Genomic DNA, 16732 nt, shown 5'->3' with positions numbered 1-16732 from the left:
GCTATTGGGATGCGCCGCGCAGAACGGCGCCCCGCCTGCGGGAGAAGGGGGAACACAATAACGAGGGGTCCCATGGAATTGATCGTCAAAGCACAGAGAGGCCACGTCGAAATACGCACACAACGACGAACCGACGGCAGATGGGCGAGCGAGTTTCGCTATGCGCCCACCGGCAGAGCACCATTGGAGTGGCAGTCTGCGTGTTCGCCTGAAGGCTTCATCACCGAAGGCATGGCATTGAGCGCGGCGATTCTGCTCGGCAAGCAGACCGCTGAAGAAACCTCCGCCTCCCTGCCTGCCGCTGCATAGGCAGCCGCCCACACGGAAGCGGCATGACACCCAACGAAACCGCCGCTTCCCGCTTCCCGCTCTGCGCCGTGCGGCACCGCCACGCCATCGGCTGCGCAAGCTCCGCCGTCGACCCGGCCTGGGAAAGCGGCTGCACCATTGCCCTGGCGACCGAAGCGCGCCCTCAAAAAAAGGCCAAGCTGGGACGCGCTTGGCCTCGGACAGACGAGAAGGTCAGCTCTCGCCCTGGTGCCGCAACACGAACGTGGACGGCACGGGCGACATCCTGCGGCCAATCCGGGCGGCCTGGAATCCGCCGGAAGAGCTAAGGCAAATTCGCGCTATCGCAGCAGGAAAAAATGCCACGACGAGCCACGTCGATGGCCACGGCAGGCCGGGGCCATCAAAGGTCGAAATAGCGTTGGCCGTCAATGATCGAGAACCGCTTCGCCGTTCTGCCGCCGCTGCATCGCTGCCCGGGTCGTCAGAACTTCATCGAAAAACGCATCGCTGTATGCGGGCATCGATCCGAACTCGGCCGCCAGCGGGATCGCCTCTTCCAGGCTTGCGTTGAAGGCATCGAGGGCCGCCCGGGCGGCGGCGGGCGGAAGATACGGCAATACCGCCTCCCGAAACTTCATCAGCACCACCATTCGCGCCGCAATGGCGCCCATGGACTCCAGGTTCTTTCGCAGAACGGCTTTGACCTGAATAAGCTCGCCTGTGTCTTCCGGTTCGGGCGTCATGGCTGTCTCCTCCCTGTCGCAAGGCTGCTCGCCGTTAAAGGCGCTCACCAACTCAACCGCTTACCTCAAGTTAAGTGCGACTCCTGCTTTCACACACGGGATGGAGGCGAGCGGAGTTGATCCTGCTCAAGCTCAACTCAGCTGCTGCGCGCACACCGTAGTGGAGGTGGAGAGCAAAGCCGATGCGGTGGCGACGTTCTACGCGCCCAAAACAGACTCCCCACCACCATGGAATTGCCTCAAGCAGGTGCCACGGCAACGCGGCACCGAAAGGATGGGGAGGCGATTGGGCGACCGACGCTCGTCCAGGGAAACGCTGCCCTATACGGGCTTGTTCCCCAAGGCTTCGAGGGCTGTCAACAAGACGTTTGCCTGTTCCAGCAACGCATCGTGATACTCCGCCGGGACGGCCATGTCGTCCGTCAATGACATCGACTCTTCGATGCCACGCCGGAAGGCAGGCGTAATGGCCTTGAGTTGCTTGCCGTCGCACTGCAGAAAGACCGCGCCCACAAACTGGTAGAGCACCGCCAGGCGTCCACTGAACCGCAGTACGGTTTCAGCGGTTGTCCGCGTAAAGTCCTCCGTTGCCGCACCGCATGTTCCTGGGCCGTACATCATCGCTGCTGCGTCCATCAGAAGGCCTCCCATTGGTCGCCTGAGCCCGCTGCCATTGCAGGTTGCACCGCGGATGCCAGGCGTTCAGAACCTCGCCTGGGGCTGACACTCGGCTTGCGCGCCACGGAGCCCTTAGGCACCGGCATGCCATGCAGCGCCCCACTGCTCATGGCCAGCCCGCCATCGTCGGCAAGCCTGAAAACGGACACAGCCTGCTTGAGCTTGATCGCCTGCTCCTCTAGCGAATGCGCGGCCGCAGACGCCTCTTCCACGAGCGCGGCGTTCTGCTGGGTGGCCTCATCCATCTGGCTCACCGCCTGATTGACCTGTTCGATGCCCTGGCTTTGCTCCTCCGAAGCCGCGGCAATCTCGCTGACGATATCGGCTACCTGCTTGATGGCCTGTTTTACTTCTCCGATGGTGGCGCCGACATCGGTCGCTTGCCTGGCGCCATCCTGGATCATGGCCACAGACGACCCGATCAGATCCTTGATCTCCTTTGCGGCTGCAGCCGAGCGTTGCGCCAGGCTGCGCACCTCACTGGCAACCACCGCAAAGCCACGGCCTTGCTCGCCGGCGCGTGCGGCCTCCACCGCCGCGTTCAGCGCGAGGATGTTCGTCTGGAATGCGATGCCTTCGATCACACCGGTGATCTCGGAGATTCTTGTGGAGCTGCCGCTGATCTGCTCGATCGTGCCGACCATGCCTTGCATGGCATCGTTGCCCGCGTCGGCTACGTCGGTAGCGCGCGTGGCGAGAGCGTTCGCCTGCTTGGCGGCATCGGCGTTCTGCCGGACCGTCTCGGTAAGTTGAGCCATCGTCGAAGCGGTCTGCTCCAAGGACGCGGCTTGCTCTTCGGTGCGCTTCGAGAGGTCGGTATTGCCTTGCGCAATCTCGGTGGACGCAGCAGCAACGTTGTCGGCGTTCTGCCGGACCGTACCGACCACGCTGGCCAGCGAATCCTGCATGGCCTTCAGGGCCGACAGCAGCGGACTGAATTCGTCGCGTGCCATGTCGGCGTGTGTTGCGATCAGGTCGCCGTCGCGCACCCGTTCTGCAACACGCTGCGAAACCTCGACACGCTGACGCAAGGAACGTCCCGTGAACCACGAGAAAGCGACAAGCCCCACTGCAATCGCCAGCACCAGGCCATTGAGCTGACCCCGCGTCTGCGATGCTGCGGCGGTAATGCCCGCCACTTCATCGGTGAGGATGCCCTCTTGCCGCTTCTTCTCGGCGTCGAGCCATGCCTGCATGCGATCCAGCGCAGGAATGGTTTCAGTCATGAGCATGTGGAACGCGTCGTCTCGTTGCCCCGCTTGGATGAGCTTCAGGTTGCGCTCAACAAAGGGCCAGGTGACCTTCTGAAGGTTCAACCAATTCGCTTCAAAAGCGTCACGGTCTGCAGCCTTGGTCAGTTCCTTCAGGAACGCGGCATCGTTCTCGGAAATCTGCTTGCGTCGCGCGTTGATTTGCTCAACCGATTGGCCCACGTCTTCGGGCGTCTTCACCAACATGGCATGGCGGATCTGCAGCAACACCCGCGTCACGCACTGCTCGGTACTGGCGATGCGCTGCAATTGGAGCACGCGGACACGTCCAGCGGTGTCGGCAAGCGCCGCCACGTTGGACAGCTGAACCCAAGACGCCATGGCCAGTGCGGCCAATGCGCCAATCAAGATGAAGGAGAAAAAATAGAGTCTCTTGGTGAGACTGAATCTCGACAGAAGTTGCATAGCGCTCCCCAGCAAAACAGCATTTTTGTGTAAGGGCGCACCGCATGACGGTTGGCCCGCAGGTCCGTTGGCCTGCGATGCCATCTCTGCAAGACCCAGGCCAGAAGCAGCCAAGCGCAAGCTGACAAAGGACGTCCACGTAGTGGCCCGCCGCCGTGAGGCGAACACAGCAGCCAACACGGCAGCCCTCTGCTTGAGCAACGTTCCACTCTGGAACAGTTGTGAAAAAACGCAACATTGAGCACCGGTCCTGTCGCCGGCAATCAACCGTCAAACCCTTGACGTAGATCAAGAAACGTTCGCACGCGGTTCTAAGGTTTCCGCGGCAGGCGTCGATTGGAGCAGCGGTACACCGCGATCACGCGTTAGGAGACGCACACCACCCTATTGAGATGCGCGTCGATCCAGCACCGTGACTCCGTCGAATCCCAATCCCGCTCACAACGGCCGGCGCGTGTGGACGGCGCCCCGCCGGGCTGTCGGTCCCGCTGTCGGACAAAACGCATAACAGAAAAATCCGCATGAGCCGGCCCACCCTGAAATTCCAAGCTGCTTTGCTGGCCAGCCTCATCGTGGCCACCCTGATCTGCATCGCTTTCCTGGCCGAACGAACGAAGTTCCGGTCAGACATTCAGGTATTGATTCAGAAGCATCAACAGGCGCTGGTAAAGGATGCCGCGACCGACCTCCGTCAGCGCATGGACGCGTACCTCGACATTGTCCAGCGCACCGCAGGCCAGACCCGCACGGTCCACTTCGCGTCTATGCAAGACGCTCGCAAGTACTTTGCTTCCATCGCACCCACTGCCGGGATGTTTGATGGCGTGTTCCTTGTCGGCATGGACGGCAAGGTGACAGCCGTGTCCCCTTACGTAGAGCAAGTGGTCGGTCTGGACGTTCATGACCGCGACTACTTCAAGCAAGTCGTTGTCGTCGGTCAGGCCACCATCTCCGCACCGCTGCGCAACCGAATCGGAGGCGCGCCAAACATCGTCTTCGCCGCACCCGTCTTGAATGAAGCGGGTCACATGGTTGGCGTGTTCTGCGCATCGCTGGGGTTGCTTCGCCCGAACTTTCTGGGCGACATGCGGAGTACCCGCATTGGCGAGCACGGCTATCTATTCGTTGTTCAGCGGGGCAATGCCCCGGTATTCGTCATCCATCCAGACGACGAAAAGCTCCTCGCCAACACCACAGCGGAGCCGGACATCGCAAAGGCGCTTGCCGGCCAACCTCTGGATGAGGCAGCGCCGATGATCACGCTGGAGAACGTCATTGCCACAGGATGGACATTGGGGTCGGTCATCCCCAGGGCCGAAGTTGATGCCCCCTTTGCCGTCATGCGACACCGCCTGGGGTGGGTTTCCCTTTGCCTGATTGGTCTGGTCGCGTTGTCTGTGTGGAGCGGCATGCAGTGGCTTCTCAGGCCTTTGCACCGTCTGCACGTCGCTTTGCGTCGGCCCGACCACTGCGAATGGGATGGGCTCACTACGCTCGATATCGGACGCGCTTCTCCCGAAATCGACTCCATCGTGCGCAGCCTGCGCGCCCTCATGGGTCAGGTCGTACAGCAGAGGGCCGAACTCGAAGCGGTCAACGACGCATCACCGCTCGGATTCTTCCGGACACGCAATGATGGCCGCACGACCTACGTGAACGACGCGTACTGCCGCATTCTCGGCCTGTCGAAGAAGGATGCGCTTGCAGATTCGTGGCGTGAGAGGCTCTCACCGGAAGACAAGGAGCGCGCAGAGAACGCGTGGGATGCCTCAAGGGAAGCGGGCCTGCTCTTTCGCGACATGCAGCGCTTCTCCATACCGGGCGAACCGGACCGCCAGATATCCGTGACGGCGGCCCCTGTTGTGGTGGACGGGAAAGCCGAAGGATATGTCGGCGTCATTGAAGACATCACACAACGCGTTCGCGCCGAAGAGGCGATTGGCGCGCTGATGTCCATTCTGGAAGCCACGCCGGACTTCATTGCCCAAACAGACCGGTACGGGCAACTGACCTACATCAACCCGGCGGGTCGAGTCTTCGCGGGCATTCCGCCCGACAAAGCCGTCAGCGAAACGACCATTGCCGACTACCACCCGCCAGAGACGTTACAGCTGCTGACAGAGGTCGCCGTGCCCACCGCGCTGAGATCGGGCATGTGGATGGGCGAAACGCTCGCATACAACGCCGAGCGAGAAGTCGTTCCTGTGGCCCACACCGTCATCGTTCACCGCGATGCCACCGGCAAGCTTGACCATTACTCCGCGCTCATGCGCGACATCCGTGCCGAAAAGGCAGCGAAAGAAGCCATCCAGCGCAACGCAGAGACCTTGCAGACCGTCACGGACGCAATGCCGGGGCACGTGCTCTTCGTGGGCGCAGACGGCCGATACGAGTTTGTAAACGCCGCCTATGCAAGCGAGATGGGCATGCCACGTTCAAGTCTTGTCGGCAAGACCGTTGCCGAAGTCGTCGGCCTGGCCGCGTATGAGCGCCTGCGCGAGCCATTGGAGAGGGCGCTGGCAGGAAGCCCGCAGAAGTTCGAGCGCGAGGAGCGCATCGGGTCCTCGCTCGCATACCGGGAAGTTCAGTATGTCCCGCAGTTCCGGGCCGACGGCACCGTCATCGGTGTGCACATCCTTGTCACAGACATCACCGCCCGCAGGGAGAAGGAGATCCGTCTGAAAGCCCTGTCGATGACAGACCATCTCACGGGTCTGATGAACCGCGCCGGCTTTGACAACCAGATGGAGAAAGCGCTTTCTTCCGGCAACCGCCGCGAGCTGGGCGCCCTGCTGCTCATCGACCTCGACGGGTTCAAACGCGTCAACGACACTTACGGCCACTCAACCGGCGACGAGGTGCTGCGCGCATTTGCCGACCGGCTGCGCACAGTCACACGTCCGTCCGATTTTGTCGCCCGCTTCGGTGGCGACGAATTTGCCGTCATCGTCGGGCCGGTGAACGACGAAGCGTTGCACAGGCTGGCTGGCCGAATCGTTTCGATTGGCGCGCGGCCCTACAAGTTTGGTGAAGTCGTCATTGAACTGGGGTGTAGCGTTGGCGTGGCACGACTGAGCCACAACGTGGAGCGGGCCGTCGTGTTTGCCGCCGCAGACGAGGCGCTCTATCGCGCCAAGGGCCACGGCAAAGCGCGCTACGAATTCTCCGACGACGTTCCGATCACAGAAGCCGTACCGGAGTGCGGCGGCCCTCGTTGAGCACCGACAAAAACTGAATCGGCCGCGGTGGCAACCGGCGTCGCGCGCACATGCCGGCGCGGCATCTGCGCAATTGGAAGATAAGGCTGGTGTCCGCTTCGCTATTTAGTTGATCAGGCGGGCAGTGCGCCTTATACGCTGAAGATACTCAACGTCGATGCTCGAGCAGCTCGGCAATATCAACCGCCTCAGAATTCGGACACGTCCATCCGTGAAAGCTTTACAACTCTCCTACATGGCGAGCGCTGTACTCGCGCTTACCCTCGCGGGCTGCGGCTCGTCCGCCCCGGTCGTTTCCGGCAGCGTCTTACTGGGCGCCGTGGCGAACGCGAAAGTCGCGATCTACGCACTGAACCCTGACGGCAGTGCGGCGCCAGAGCCGCTCGCCACCACCATGACCGCGAGCGACGGCACGTTTTCGCTGTGGCAAGCGCTGCGCTATCCCGTGCTCGTCCGGGTAACGGGAGGCACATACGAAGAAGAGGCGACCGGCGCAAGCGGCAACCTCTCGGGTGAAGTCGATGCGGTCTACTTGTCTGAGCCGACGCGGATGGTTGTCTCTCCGTGGTCGAATGCCGTGGTCGAAGATGCCCGCAGCGCGGGTGGCCTGACTCCCGACAACGTCGCCGCCGCTTTGTCGCGCGTGAACGCCCTGGCAGGCAACATCGACGTGCAGCAGACGCTGCCCACGTTCGTGGAAACGGGCGGCACGTCGGACGTGACGCCTGGCGCGCTCATGGCGCTGGCCCTGGGGGCCGAATCACAAAGCCGCACGTCTGCCGGGATATCAGTTGCCGAGAGCACTGCAAACATCGTCGCGCAGGCGGCCAACGGCGACACACTAAGCGACTGCCACGCCGGCGCGGGCGACGTAGCCGCTGACGGCACGGTGAGTGCGCCGGCCGCTGCGAACTGCGCCATCACGGTAGGGGCTGCCGACTATATCGGCGGCACGCGTAACCGCTCTGGCATCACGTCTGTTTCGAAGCTGCGCGCCATCATCCCGGGCCAGCCCTCGGCCATCACCGTGAGCAGCGCGGCCTGCCACGACCGCAACGCGCTCCTGGGCGAGGCGTCCTCCCTGTTCGAAAGCCGAAAGAACGACGTGCAGGCGCAGCTTGGCAACGGCGTGACCGTCGCCAATTGGGCGAACTACGCAAATGGGGGGACGTGGGGACCGCATGCCGCCGTATACGGCGCGATTTCCTCGGCGTCGTGCAATGCCGACGTGGCGACGTTCCAGCGTGAACTTGTCATGGCCGTGGAGAACTACTGGGTGGACCAGGGCCTGAACTATTGCCACCACCACATCCCCGGCTGGCTTCCGCCCGCAAGCCCGGCGAAGTTCCGCAATTCGTCATCCGGAAGTACATCCGGTGGTGACAGCTCCGGCATGACGTGTACGGCAAATCGCAGGAGCGACGGCGCGCAGAGTCTCGCTGCCCTGACACATGCCGAGGTCAAGTGGCTAGGGGTCGATTGCTCGGACTTCACATCATGGGCATACAACTTTGCGGGCGTCACGCAAAAGGACGGCAATCTCGAAACCGGTATCGGCACGCAGGCATGTTCGACCGGCGATGATCCGCTGGTGGGCAAGGAGCAGGCGGGCGTCCTGCTCGACATCAACCAAGGCAACATCGCGAGCCTCGTTGGCCACCTGCGGCCGGGCGACCTTCTGTACATCACGCAGACCGCGCCCCAGCCCGGGAACGCCACGCCTTCGAACATCGCGAATGGCTACATCGTCTCCCACGTCATCACCTGGACGGGCAAACGATTCAGCGAACTCAGAAATGGCCCGGACGGCAACCTGTTCGACCCGGCCACCGCTGGAGAACGCGGCTCGCGCCTGGGTGCCGACATTGGTTCTTACTTGAAGAGCGCAACGGCCGGTCAGAAGGTGCTTCCGTCTGAACTGGGAAGTGTCGACAAGGACCCATGGATGATCATCGACAGCCATTTTGCGGGCCCGGCATATCGTCCGTTCGTGATCCCCACCGCAGCGATGAAGGCGGACTGGTACGTCGAGAATCTCTCGCACGTGCGCCGCATCATCGACGCGGACTCCGCACGTACAGACCCGATCCTCTCGCCGCTGATCATCGGTAAAGAAGCCACTGCGAACGGCGATTACGGGAAGGTCGTGACATTCAGTTCACCGCAGTCGCGTGCCTCGACCGGCGCCTACAAACTGATCTATCAACGCCCCAAGAAGAACGCGATTCCGACCTGCTATCGAGTGGGCACCGCTGCGATTACGCAGTAAGCAGGTGCGATGGGGTTGCCGGTTCGTTACCGGCTGCAGCGGCCCTGACGCGGACTCCGGGATGGACGCCCACAACGTCCATTACCGGCCCGCACGCGATGGCGCCGGGCCCTCCCCGACGTCGCCTGCGATGGACTGTCAGGCTCGTTGCAAATCAGCGCCTGGATGGAAGATGCCCCCAGGTACGGCAACGCAGATATCGAAGCCCATCTCGCTGTCGCCAGTCTCCTCTGCACCTTCGAGCGCCCAGTTCGCCCAATCCTTCAATCGTCTGCACGTACTTGCACGCGCCTCCATGGGCTGGTGGAAGTAAGCCTGCAACATCGACTCCGTCAGGTGGAACGAAAACGAATTCACCTGCTTGGCGCCTTGCGGGCCTTCCACTATCCACCACGCATGAACATCTATTCCGTCTAGCTCGTCGCCTTCCAGTCGCAAGACGGCCCGACGGGGCAGCGTCTCGGTTAGCGCATCTTGGAGTTCACGTAGACAGGTCTTCTCGGCTTCGCTGATCGTCTCGCGCATAAGGCCTCCGCATTTCCGCGCACCCACATTGACGGGCCGCCATTCGAAGGTAGCTCCTGCGTAGCCGCGTGCGTTGACGGCGCACAACGAACCGATGTTTAGCGCAGGAGCGTCAAATGGCGGACCGAACTTCCGCTCACGTCAGCGGCGGCAGTGATGCCCCTCGATAGAGCGAAAAATCGTGCTCCCTGTCCTGGCGGCCCACCTGAATGGTGTCTTGCTCATCCACAAAGAAGTCGTTTGGCACGGCCAGCACCAGGTCGTACCCGGTGTCTGCGCGCTCTCGGCCCTGGATTTCCAACTGCCCCACCAGCCATTCGCTCATGCGCCGGCAGATTTCCTCCCGTCTTGGATGGTTCAACCGGCAGTACGCCCTGGCCTCCACCAAGCTGAAATGCAGTTTCAAGGTGCATTCCTGCCGATTGCCGCGGGCTGTCGGCATGGTCCACTTCGCAGCCACGTCGTAGCCGCCGCAGGCGGCCCTTGCGGAACTGACAAGCGCGCCTCCGGGCAGCGCACGGGACACCGAGGATTCCAGTTCCCAAAGCGTGGCGGCGACCACCTCATCTGGTTGTTGCTCAAGCATGACGTTCCCCGTTCTTAGCCTATTGGATGGCTTCTCTGATAGGACCCACGGTACGTCGATGCTGCCCTTCGCTGGCTGACACAGATCAACTTCCGACTGGATCGGCAGGCACCGCGGATGCGGCGTTCAACTGCGTTCAGCCGTCCAGGACCTTTGCAATCGACGCTTATGCCCCGCGAACCGATCGTGCGCCGAACGTCGTTTTTTCTCACCATTGAAGAAACGGCCAGGTGCGCCGCTGCCACGGGCCCCTCGGCGCCGCAACCAGTCGGCCAGCCGGCCTGGCATGCCGGCTGCTTACGGCACGGGAGCGCAACCGGAGGCCACGCATGCATCACGCATTACGAGTAACAAGACAAGCAGCCGCGGGTTGGCTGCTCTTCCTGATATCGACGACGGGCAGCGGGCTTTCGCTCGCGCAGCCCACGGAGCCCCGGTCGGCATCGCCCGACGCCGCTCAAGCCGCTCAAGCCCCTCAACCCGGCGAAGCGAAGACGGCAAAGCACTCCTTGTCGCGATATCCGGACACCATGCCGGCCTCCGCACCGCAATCGCCTTCCCCGCAGACCACGAACCCGCCCGCAGGACCACGCGAGCCCGGTGGCAGCATTGATTCGTCGGGCACCAGTGCCGCGGCGGGCCCCGGAGGGCCTGCGGACATGCGCGGCGAGCCTGTGCGCAAGCAGCCATTGCGTTAATGTTGTCGCGGGAGCCAGATCGGGGCATCCAATGAGAGCGAGCGATGACCAGTGCAGCGGACTTGATCGTGACAACGCCCAGCGGCCTGTACTGTCCGGCAGGCGACTTCTACGTTGACCCATGGCGGCCGGTCGATCGCGCCGTCATCACGCACGCCCACAGTGACCACGCTCGCGTCGGGCACCGGCATTACCTGGCTGCCGCTCCGGGCGCGGGCGTGCTGCGCGCGCGGCTGGGTGACGACATCCCCCTGCAGACGCTGCCGTACGGAGAATCCATCGTCCACCACGGCGTCCGCCTGAGCTTCCACCCGGCGGGGCACGTGCTGGGCTCTGCGCAGGTACGGCTGGAATATGGCGGCGAGGTGTGGGTCGTGTCCGGCGACTACAAGGTGGAGGCTGACAGCACCTGCACGCCGTTCGAGCCGGTGCGATGCAATACCTTCATCACCGAATCCACTTTCGGCCTGCCGATCTACCACTGGCGCCCGCAGACCGAGATCTTTGCGCAGCTCAACGCATGGTGGCGGGACAACGCCGACGCGGGCCGCGCCAGCGTGGTGTTCTGCTACGCCTTCGGCAAGGCGCAGCGCATTCTCTCCGGGCTCGATACCGACATTGGGCCCATCGTTTCGCACGGCGCCATGCTGCAATTGGATGCCGCCTATCGGCGCGCGGGCGTGGCACTGCCACCCACGCAACTCGCTACTGACGTGCCGCGCGCGGACTTGCGACGCGCGCTCGTGCTGGCACCGCCCTCCGCACAACGCACGGCGTGGATGCGCCGTTTTGGCGACTACGCCGATGCCTTTGCCAGCGGCTGGATGCAGCTGCGCGGTGCACGTCGGCGGCGCGGCGTCGATCGCGGCATCGTGCTGTCCGATCATGCCGACTGGCCCGGCCTGCTGCAGGCCATCGACGCCACGGGCGCCACGCGTGTCTATGTCACGCACGGCCAGGTCGCGCCAATGGTGCGTTGGCTGTGCGAACGCGGCCTGGATGCGCGCGCCTTCGCCACCGAGTATGGCGACGAGGGCGAAGAAGGCAATGCCGCCGAAACAGGAGACACGCCCCCGTCCGGCGAGCCCCACGACACGCCCGCGTCATGAAAGCCTTCGCCGACCTCTACGCGCAGCTCGACGCCACCACATCGAGCAACGGCAAGCTGGCTGCACTGGTGGCCTACCTGCGCACGGCGCCCGATGCCGACGCCGCGTGGGCGGTCTACTTCCTGGCCGGTGGCAAGCCGCGCCAGCTGGTGCCGGTGCGCGTGCTCGCCAGCTTTGCGCAGACCACCTCCGGCCTGCCCGAATGGCTGTTTGACGAGTGCTACCAGGCCGTGGGCGATCTGGCCGAGACCATCGCGCTCGTCCTGCCCGATGCAGATCACGCAGACGACGCCAGCCTGGCCGAGTGGATGGAAGCGCGCTTGCTGCCGCTGCGTGGGCAACCGCCCGAAGTCGTGCTGCCGCGCCTGGCTGAACTGTGCCGTGGGCTCCCGTTGCATGCGCGGCTGGTGTTGATGAAGCTGATCACGGGGGCGTTTCGCGTGGGGGTGTCCAAACTGTTGGTCACGCGCGCGCTGGCGGAGGTGGGCGGCACCGACCCCAAGCACGTGGCGCAACGCCTGATGGGCTATACCGACATCGGACAGGCGCCTACCGCCGAGCGCTATCGCGCGCTGCTGGCCGATGCCAGCGTCGATGGCCACGCGCTCGATACCGGGCACCCGTATCCGTTCTTTCTCGCGCACCCGCTGCAGGCTGACGTGGAAGCCTTCGACACCCTGCTCGGCGCGCCCGCTGAATGGCAAATCGAATGGAAGTGGGATGGCATCCGCGCGCAACTCGTGCGTCGCGCCGACAGCGCATGGCTGTGGTCGCGCGGCGAGGAACTCATCACCGAACGCTTTCCCGAACTGTCCGCCATGGCGGAGGTACTGCCGCCAGGCACCGTGCTCGACGGCGAGATCGTCGTCTGGCAGGCGGGCCGCGTGCAGCCGTTTGCCCTGCTTCAGCAACGCATCGGCCGCAAGACGCTGAATGCGCGCGTGCTGCGCGATGCGCCGGCCGTGCTGCTGGCGTATGACCTGCTGGAATGGCAGGGGCAGGATCTGCGTGAACGCCCGCAGAGCGAACGGCGCGCGCAACTCGAACGCGTGATTGCCGATTGCATTCATCCGGCGCTGGAGTTGTCTCCGCTGCTGCAAGGCGACGACTGGCAGCATCTTGCCCAGCAGCGCGAGGCGTCCCGCGAGCTTGGCGTGGAGGGCCTGATGCTCAAGCGGCGCGACGCGCGCTACGGCGTGGGCCGCACCAAGGACGTGGGCGTGTGGTGGAAGTGGAAGATCGATCCGTTCTCGGTAGACGCCGTCCTGATCTATGCGCAGCGTGGCCACGGCCGGCGCGCGAGCCTGTATACCGACTACACCTTCGCCGTGTGGGATGCGCCGCCCGATGTCCCCGAGCGCAAGCTGGTGCCGTTTGCCAAGGCGTACTCCGGCCTGAGCGACGCAGAAATCCGTCAGGTCGACGCGCTCATCCGCAAGACCACCGTGGAGAGCTTTGGCCCCGTGCGCAGCGTGGCGCCGACGCTGGTGTTCGAACTGGGCTTTGAAGGCATTGCGCGCAGCCCCCGGCATAAGAGCGGCATCGCGGTGCGGTTTCCGCGCATGCTGCGCTGGCGGCACGACAAGCCCGTCGCAGAAGCCGATACGCTGCAGACGCTGGAAAGCCTGCTACCGCCGTCATGAACGCACCCGCATCGCCCGATCTTGATACGTGGTTTGCTGCGCGTGGCTGGACGCCCATGCCGTTCCAGCGCACCGTGTGGTCGGCCATGGCGCGCGGCGAATCGGGCCTGCTGCATGCCACCACCGGCGCGGGGAAAACCTATGCAGTGTGGCTGGGGGCGTTGCAGCGGCTGGCGCAGGTGCGCGGACGTGGCGGCGCACCGCCGTTGTCGGTGCTGTGGCTCACGCCCATGCGCGCGCTGGCGGCCGACACCACCCGCGCATTGACCGAAGCGGCACAGGCACTGGCGCCGCACTGGACGCTCGGCTTGCGCACCGGCGACACCGGCAGCGCCGAACGCGCCGCGCAATCACGCCGCTTGCCCACCGCTCTGGTGACCACACCCGAAAGCCTGTCGTTGCTGCTTGCACGTGCCGATGCACGCGAGGCCTTGGGCTCGGTGCGCGTGGTGGTCGTGGATGAATGGCATGAACTCGTTGGCAACAAGCGCGGCGTGCAGGTCCAATTGGCGCTGGCCCGGCTGCGCGCGTGGTCGCCGGACGTGATCGTGGGGGCTTTCTGCCACGCTGGGCAACCTGACGGAAGCCATGGACGCGCTGGGCGATGCAGGAACGCCCACCCCCGGCACGCTGGTGCAGGGCCACCTGCCCAAGCGCATGGAGATCGATACGCTGCTCCCCGACGGCGTGGGGCGGTTTCCCTGGGCCGGGCATCTGGGCATGGCGATGCTGCCGCATGTGCTGGAAGAGCTGGAAAGCGCCCGCACCGCGCTGGTGTTTCTCAACACGCGGTCGCAAGCGGAGCTGTGGTATCAGGCCGTCATCAACGCGCGGCCGGAATGGGCGGGGCTGATTGCGTTGCATCACGGCTCGCTGGACCGCGCAACACGCGACTGGGTCGAGACCGGCCTCAAGCAGGGCCTGCTCAAGGCCGTGTTCTGCACGTCGAGCCTCGATCTCGGTGTCGACTTTCTGCCCGTGGAACGTGTACTGCAGATCGGTTCGCCCAAGGGCGTGGCGAGACTGTTGCAGCGCGCTGGGCGATCCGGCCACGCGCCCGGCCGCCCGTCTCGTGTAACGGTGGTGCCGACGCACAGCCTTGAACTCGTGGAAGGCGCGGCCGCCCGCGCAGCAGCCATGTCGGGCCAGATGGAGGCCCGCACCTCGCCGCATAAGCCGCTGGACGTGTTAGTGCAGCATCTGGTGACGGTGGCGCTGGGCGGTGGTTTCGTCCCCAACGCGCTGTTGGAGGAAGTGCGCCGCGCCTGGGCCTACCGCGACTTGCGCGACGACGAATGGCAATGGGCGCTCGACTTCGTACGACAGGGCGGCCACTCGCTCACGGCGTATCCCGACTACCACCGCGTCGTGCCCGATGAAGACGGCGTCTGGCGCGTGCCCGACGCGCGCCTTGCGCGGCGGCACCGCATGAGCATCGGCACCATCGTCAGCGATGCGACGATGACCGTGCGCTGGTGGCACGCATCCGGAGGCGGCGCGCTGGGGTCGATTGAAGAAGGTTTCATTGCGCGGCTGCGGCCCGGGGACAACTTCCTGTTTGCAGGCCGCCTGCTGGAGCTGGTGCGCGTGCAGGACATGACGGCCTATGTGCGACGCGCCACCGGCAAACGCGCTGCCGTGCCGCGCTGGAACGGCGGTCGCATGCCGCTGTCCACCGAGCTGGCACACGCAGTGGTGGCGCAGCTCGATGCGGCGGCACATGCCCGCTTCGACAGCCCCGAAATGCAGGCCGCGCGCCCGCTGCTGGAGTTGCAGGCGCGGTGGTCTGCGCTCCCCACCACCGCAACGCTGGTAGCCGAGACGCTGCACTCACGCGAAGGCTGGCATCTGTTTCTCTACCCGTTTGCCGGGCGGCATGCGCACCTGGGGCTCGCGAGCCTGCTTGGCTGGCGCGCGGCCAATCGCACGCCGGCCACCTTCTCACTGGCATTCAACGACTACGGCCTCGAACTGCTATCGGCCACGCCCATCGACTGGCCGGCGCTGCTGGCCAGCGGCGAACTCTTTGCCACGCACACGCTCATGCACGATGTGCTGGCTAGCCTCAACGCCGGAGAACTGGCGCAACGCCGCTTTCGCGAGATCGCACGTGTATCGGGTCTGGTGTTTCAGGGCTACCCCGGTGCGCACAAGAGCGCGCGCCAGTTGCAGGCATCTTCCGGCCTGTTCTATGAAGTCTTCCGGCGCCACGACCCGGGCAACCTGCTGCTGTCGCAGGCAGAAACCGAAGTGCTGCGCCAGGAGCTGGACCTTGACCGCATCGAAGCGGCCCTCATCCGCATGCGCGGCTTGCGTCTCCAGCTTTGCGCACTGAAGCGGCCTTCGCCGTTCGGCTTTCCGCTGATGGTGGAACGGTTTCGTGAGCAGCTTTCCACCGAGAAGCTCGCCGATCGGATCGCGCGCATGCTGGCCGAAGCGGAGCGCGCCGCCGGCCCCGAGCCCACTGATCCGGATGCGGCCACACGGCCGGAAATCGAGACAGATGTACAAGCTGCGCTGCGCCTGACAGAATCGCCCGACACAGCCGGTAATCCAGCCGCCGCCCGCGCCGGCCACGCAAGACATCGAAGCCGCTGCCACTGTTATGACCTCTTCTTCGGACCTCGCCATCCAATGCGCGGGCGAGACCGTATGGCTCCTGCCCGAACGCGCGCTGTGGTGGCCCGCGCAGCGCATGCTGATGGTGGCCGACGCGCACTTCGGCAAGGCGGCGACGTTCCGCGCGCGCGGCGTGCCGGTGCCGGCCGGCAGCACCAGTCAGGCGGTCGCCCGCCTGGACGCCATGCTCGCCCGGCTGCCGGTCGCGCATATCGCGTGGCTGGGCGACCTTCTCCACGCGCGCGAGGCGCACGCCGCCATCGATGCACTCGCCGCCTGGCGCGCACGCCACGCCGATGTCGCGTGCACGCTGGTCCGCGGCAACCACGACCGCCACGCGGGCGACCCACCTGCGGACTTGCGCTTCAACGTGGTCGAAGAGCCTTGGGGGATTGGCCCCTTCGCGCTATGCCATGAGCCGCAGGTGGTGCCCGGTCGCTACGTCATTGCCGGTCACGTGCACCCGGGCGTCGTCATCAGCGGACCGGCTCGGGACCGCCTCCGGCTGCCGTGTTTCCGGTTTGGAACAAGCGGCGCCCTCCTCCCCGCATTCGGCGAGTTCACCGGCTTGTGGACCGCGCCGGCTGCGCCGGGAGAAGCGCTCTTTGCTGTCGCCGATAACTGCGTCTGGCCGCTGCGCAGCTAGGGCGCATCCTTCCTGCAAATGTAAATGTGCC

General features: G+C 64.6%; 12 protein-coding genes and 1 pseudogene. 7 read left to right on the top strand and 6 right to left on the bottom strand.

Features of this window, described 5'->3' with window-relative positions:
- Positions 1–72 precede the first annotated feature (72 nt).
- Complete coding sequence (locus OWR21_RS07825) at positions 73–309, top strand: hypothetical protein (protein ID WP_147213891.1); 237 nt, start codon at positions 73–75, stop codon at positions 307–309.
- A 407-nt stretch (positions 310–716) separates the two neighbouring features.
- Here the strand turns inward: OWR21_RS07825 and OWR21_RS07820 are convergent, their stop codons facing one another.
- From OWR21_RS07820 to OWR21_RS07810, 3 genes are all read right to left on the bottom strand, one after another.
- Positions 717–1034 carry a hypothetical protein gene (locus OWR21_RS07820; RefSeq protein WP_147213890.1) on the bottom strand — a complete coding sequence of 106 codons (318 nt, stop codon included), beginning with the start codon at positions 1032–1034 and terminating at the stop codon, positions 717–719.
- Positions 1035–1355: 321 nt separating this feature from the next.
- Positions 1356–1670 (bottom strand): hypothetical protein, encoded by a 315-nt coding sequence (locus OWR21_RS07815; protein ID WP_147213889.1) that lies wholly within the window; start codon positions 1668–1670, stop codon positions 1356–1358.
- Positions 1670–3388: a methyl-accepting chemotaxis protein gene (locus OWR21_RS07810; RefSeq protein ID WP_332394932.1), complete on the bottom strand. Its 1719-nt coding sequence runs from the start codon at positions 3386–3388 to the stop codon at positions 1670–1672. The genes OWR21_RS07815 and OWR21_RS07810 overlap by 1 nt, the downstream gene beginning before the upstream one ends.
- A gap of 521 nt (positions 3389–3909) precedes the next feature.
- Here OWR21_RS07810 and OWR21_RS07805 point away from each other — a divergent pair.
- Together OWR21_RS07805 and OWR21_RS07800 are read left to right on the top strand one after the other, a co-directional pair.
- The gene (locus tag OWR21_RS07805) at positions 3910–6606 is read left to right on the top strand and encodes a sensor domain-containing diguanylate cyclase (protein ID WP_332394931.1); all 2697 of its coding nucleotides are present in this window, start codon (positions 3910–3912) and stop codon (positions 6604–6606) included.
- Between the two features lie 157 nt (positions 6607–6763).
- The gene (locus tag OWR21_RS07800) at positions 6764–8875 is read left to right on the top strand and encodes a hypothetical protein (protein WP_442968610.1); all 2112 of its coding nucleotides are present in this window, start codon (positions 6764–6766) and stop codon (positions 8873–8875) included.
- A gap of 138 nt (positions 8876–9013) precedes the next feature.
- Here OWR21_RS07800 and OWR21_RS07795 read toward each other — a convergent pair whose 3' ends face one another.
- From OWR21_RS07795 to OWR21_RS07785, 3 genes are all read right to left on the bottom strand, one after another.
- Positions 9014–9400 (bottom strand): hypothetical protein, encoded by a 387-nt coding sequence (locus OWR21_RS07795; protein WP_147213886.1) that lies wholly within the window; start codon positions 9398–9400, stop codon positions 9014–9016.
- A 136-nt stretch (positions 9401–9536) separates the two neighbouring features.
- Positions 9537–9986 (bottom strand): hypothetical protein, encoded by a 450-nt coding sequence (locus OWR21_RS07790; protein ID WP_332394930.1) that lies wholly within the window; start codon positions 9984–9986, stop codon positions 9537–9539.
- 475 nt (positions 9987–10461) lie between these two features.
- On the bottom strand, positions 10462–10647 hold the full coding sequence (locus OWR21_RS07785; protein ID WP_332394929.1) for a hypothetical protein: 186 nt from the start codon (positions 10645–10647) through the stop codon (positions 10462–10464).
- A gap of 81 nt (positions 10648–10728) precedes the next feature.
- On the opposite strand from OWR21_RS07785, the gene OWR21_RS07780 reads away from it, so the two are divergent.
- From OWR21_RS07780 to pdeM, 4 genes and pseudogenes are all read left to right on the top strand, one after another.
- Positions 10729–11793 carry a ligase-associated DNA damage response exonuclease gene (locus tag OWR21_RS07780; protein ID WP_332394928.1) on the top strand — a complete coding sequence of 355 codons (1065 nt, stop codon included), beginning with the start codon at positions 10729–10731 and terminating at the stop codon, positions 11791–11793.
- Complete coding sequence (locus OWR21_RS07775; RefSeq protein ID WP_332394927.1) at positions 11790–13436, top strand: ATP-dependent DNA ligase; 1647 nt, start codon at positions 11790–11792, stop codon at positions 13434–13436. The genes OWR21_RS07780 and OWR21_RS07775 overlap by 4 nt, the downstream gene beginning before the upstream one ends.
- A pseudogene (locus tag OWR21_RS07770) lies at positions 13433–16045 on the top strand (ligase-associated DNA damage response DEXH box helicase). The gene OWR21_RS07775 and the pseudogene OWR21_RS07770 overlap by 4 nt, the downstream one beginning before the upstream one ends.
- On the top strand, positions 16042–16701 hold the full coding sequence (gene pdeM / locus OWR21_RS07765) for a ligase-associated DNA damage response endonuclease PdeM (protein ID WP_332394926.1): 660 nt from the start codon (positions 16042–16044) through the stop codon (positions 16699–16701). The pseudogene OWR21_RS07770 and the gene pdeM overlap by 4 nt, the downstream one beginning before the upstream one ends.
- Positions 16702–16732: the final 31 nt, after the last annotated feature.

Source organism: Ralstonia sp. 1B3 (assembly GCF_036631435.1).
The sequence above is the reverse complement of the archived record's forward strand: the minus strand, read 5'-3'. Positions and strand labels throughout refer to the sequence as shown.

Coding starts and splice junctions, on each gene's coding strand:
- OWR21_RS07800 (WP_442968610.1), top strand. CDS start 6,764: ATGCTCGAGCAGCTCGGCAATATCAACCGCCTCAGAATTCGGACACGT.
- OWR21_RS07775 (WP_332394927.1), top strand. CDS start 11,790: ATGAAAGCCTTCGCCGACCTCTACGCGCAGCTCGACGCCACCACATCG.
- OWR21_RS07790 (WP_332394930.1), bottom strand. CDS start 9,986: ATGCTTGAGCAACAACCAGATGAGGTGGTCGCCGCCACGCTTTGGGAA.
- OWR21_RS07820 (WP_147213890.1), bottom strand. CDS start 1,034: ATGACGCCCGAACCGGAAGACACAGGCGAGCTTATTCAGGTCAAAGCC.
- OWR21_RS07815 (WP_147213889.1), bottom strand. CDS start 1,670: ATGGACGCAGCAGCGATGATGTACGGCCCAGGAACATGCGGTGCGGCA.
- pdeM (WP_332394926.1), top strand. CDS start 16,042: ATGACCTCTTCTTCGGACCTCGCCATCCAATGCGCGGGCGAGACCGTA.
- OWR21_RS07825 (WP_147213891.1), top strand. CDS start 73: ATGGAATTGATCGTCAAAGCACAGAGAGGCCACGTCGAAATACGCACA.
- OWR21_RS07795 (WP_147213886.1), bottom strand. CDS start 9,400: ATGCGCGAGACGATCAGCGAAGCCGAGAAGACCTGTCTACGTGAACTC.
- OWR21_RS07780 (WP_332394928.1), top strand. CDS start 10,729: ATGACCAGTGCAGCGGACTTGATCGTGACAACGCCCAGCGGCCTGTAC.
- OWR21_RS07805 (WP_332394931.1), top strand. CDS start 3,910: ATGAGCCGGCCCACCCTGAAATTCCAAGCTGCTTTGCTGGCCAGCCTC.
- OWR21_RS07785 (WP_332394929.1), bottom strand. CDS start 10,647: ATGTCCGCAGGCCCTCCGGGGCCCGCCGCGGCACTGGTGCCCGACGAA.
- OWR21_RS07810 (WP_332394932.1), bottom strand. CDS start 3,388: ATGCAACTTCTGTCGAGATTCAGTCTCACCAAGAGACTCTATTTTTTC.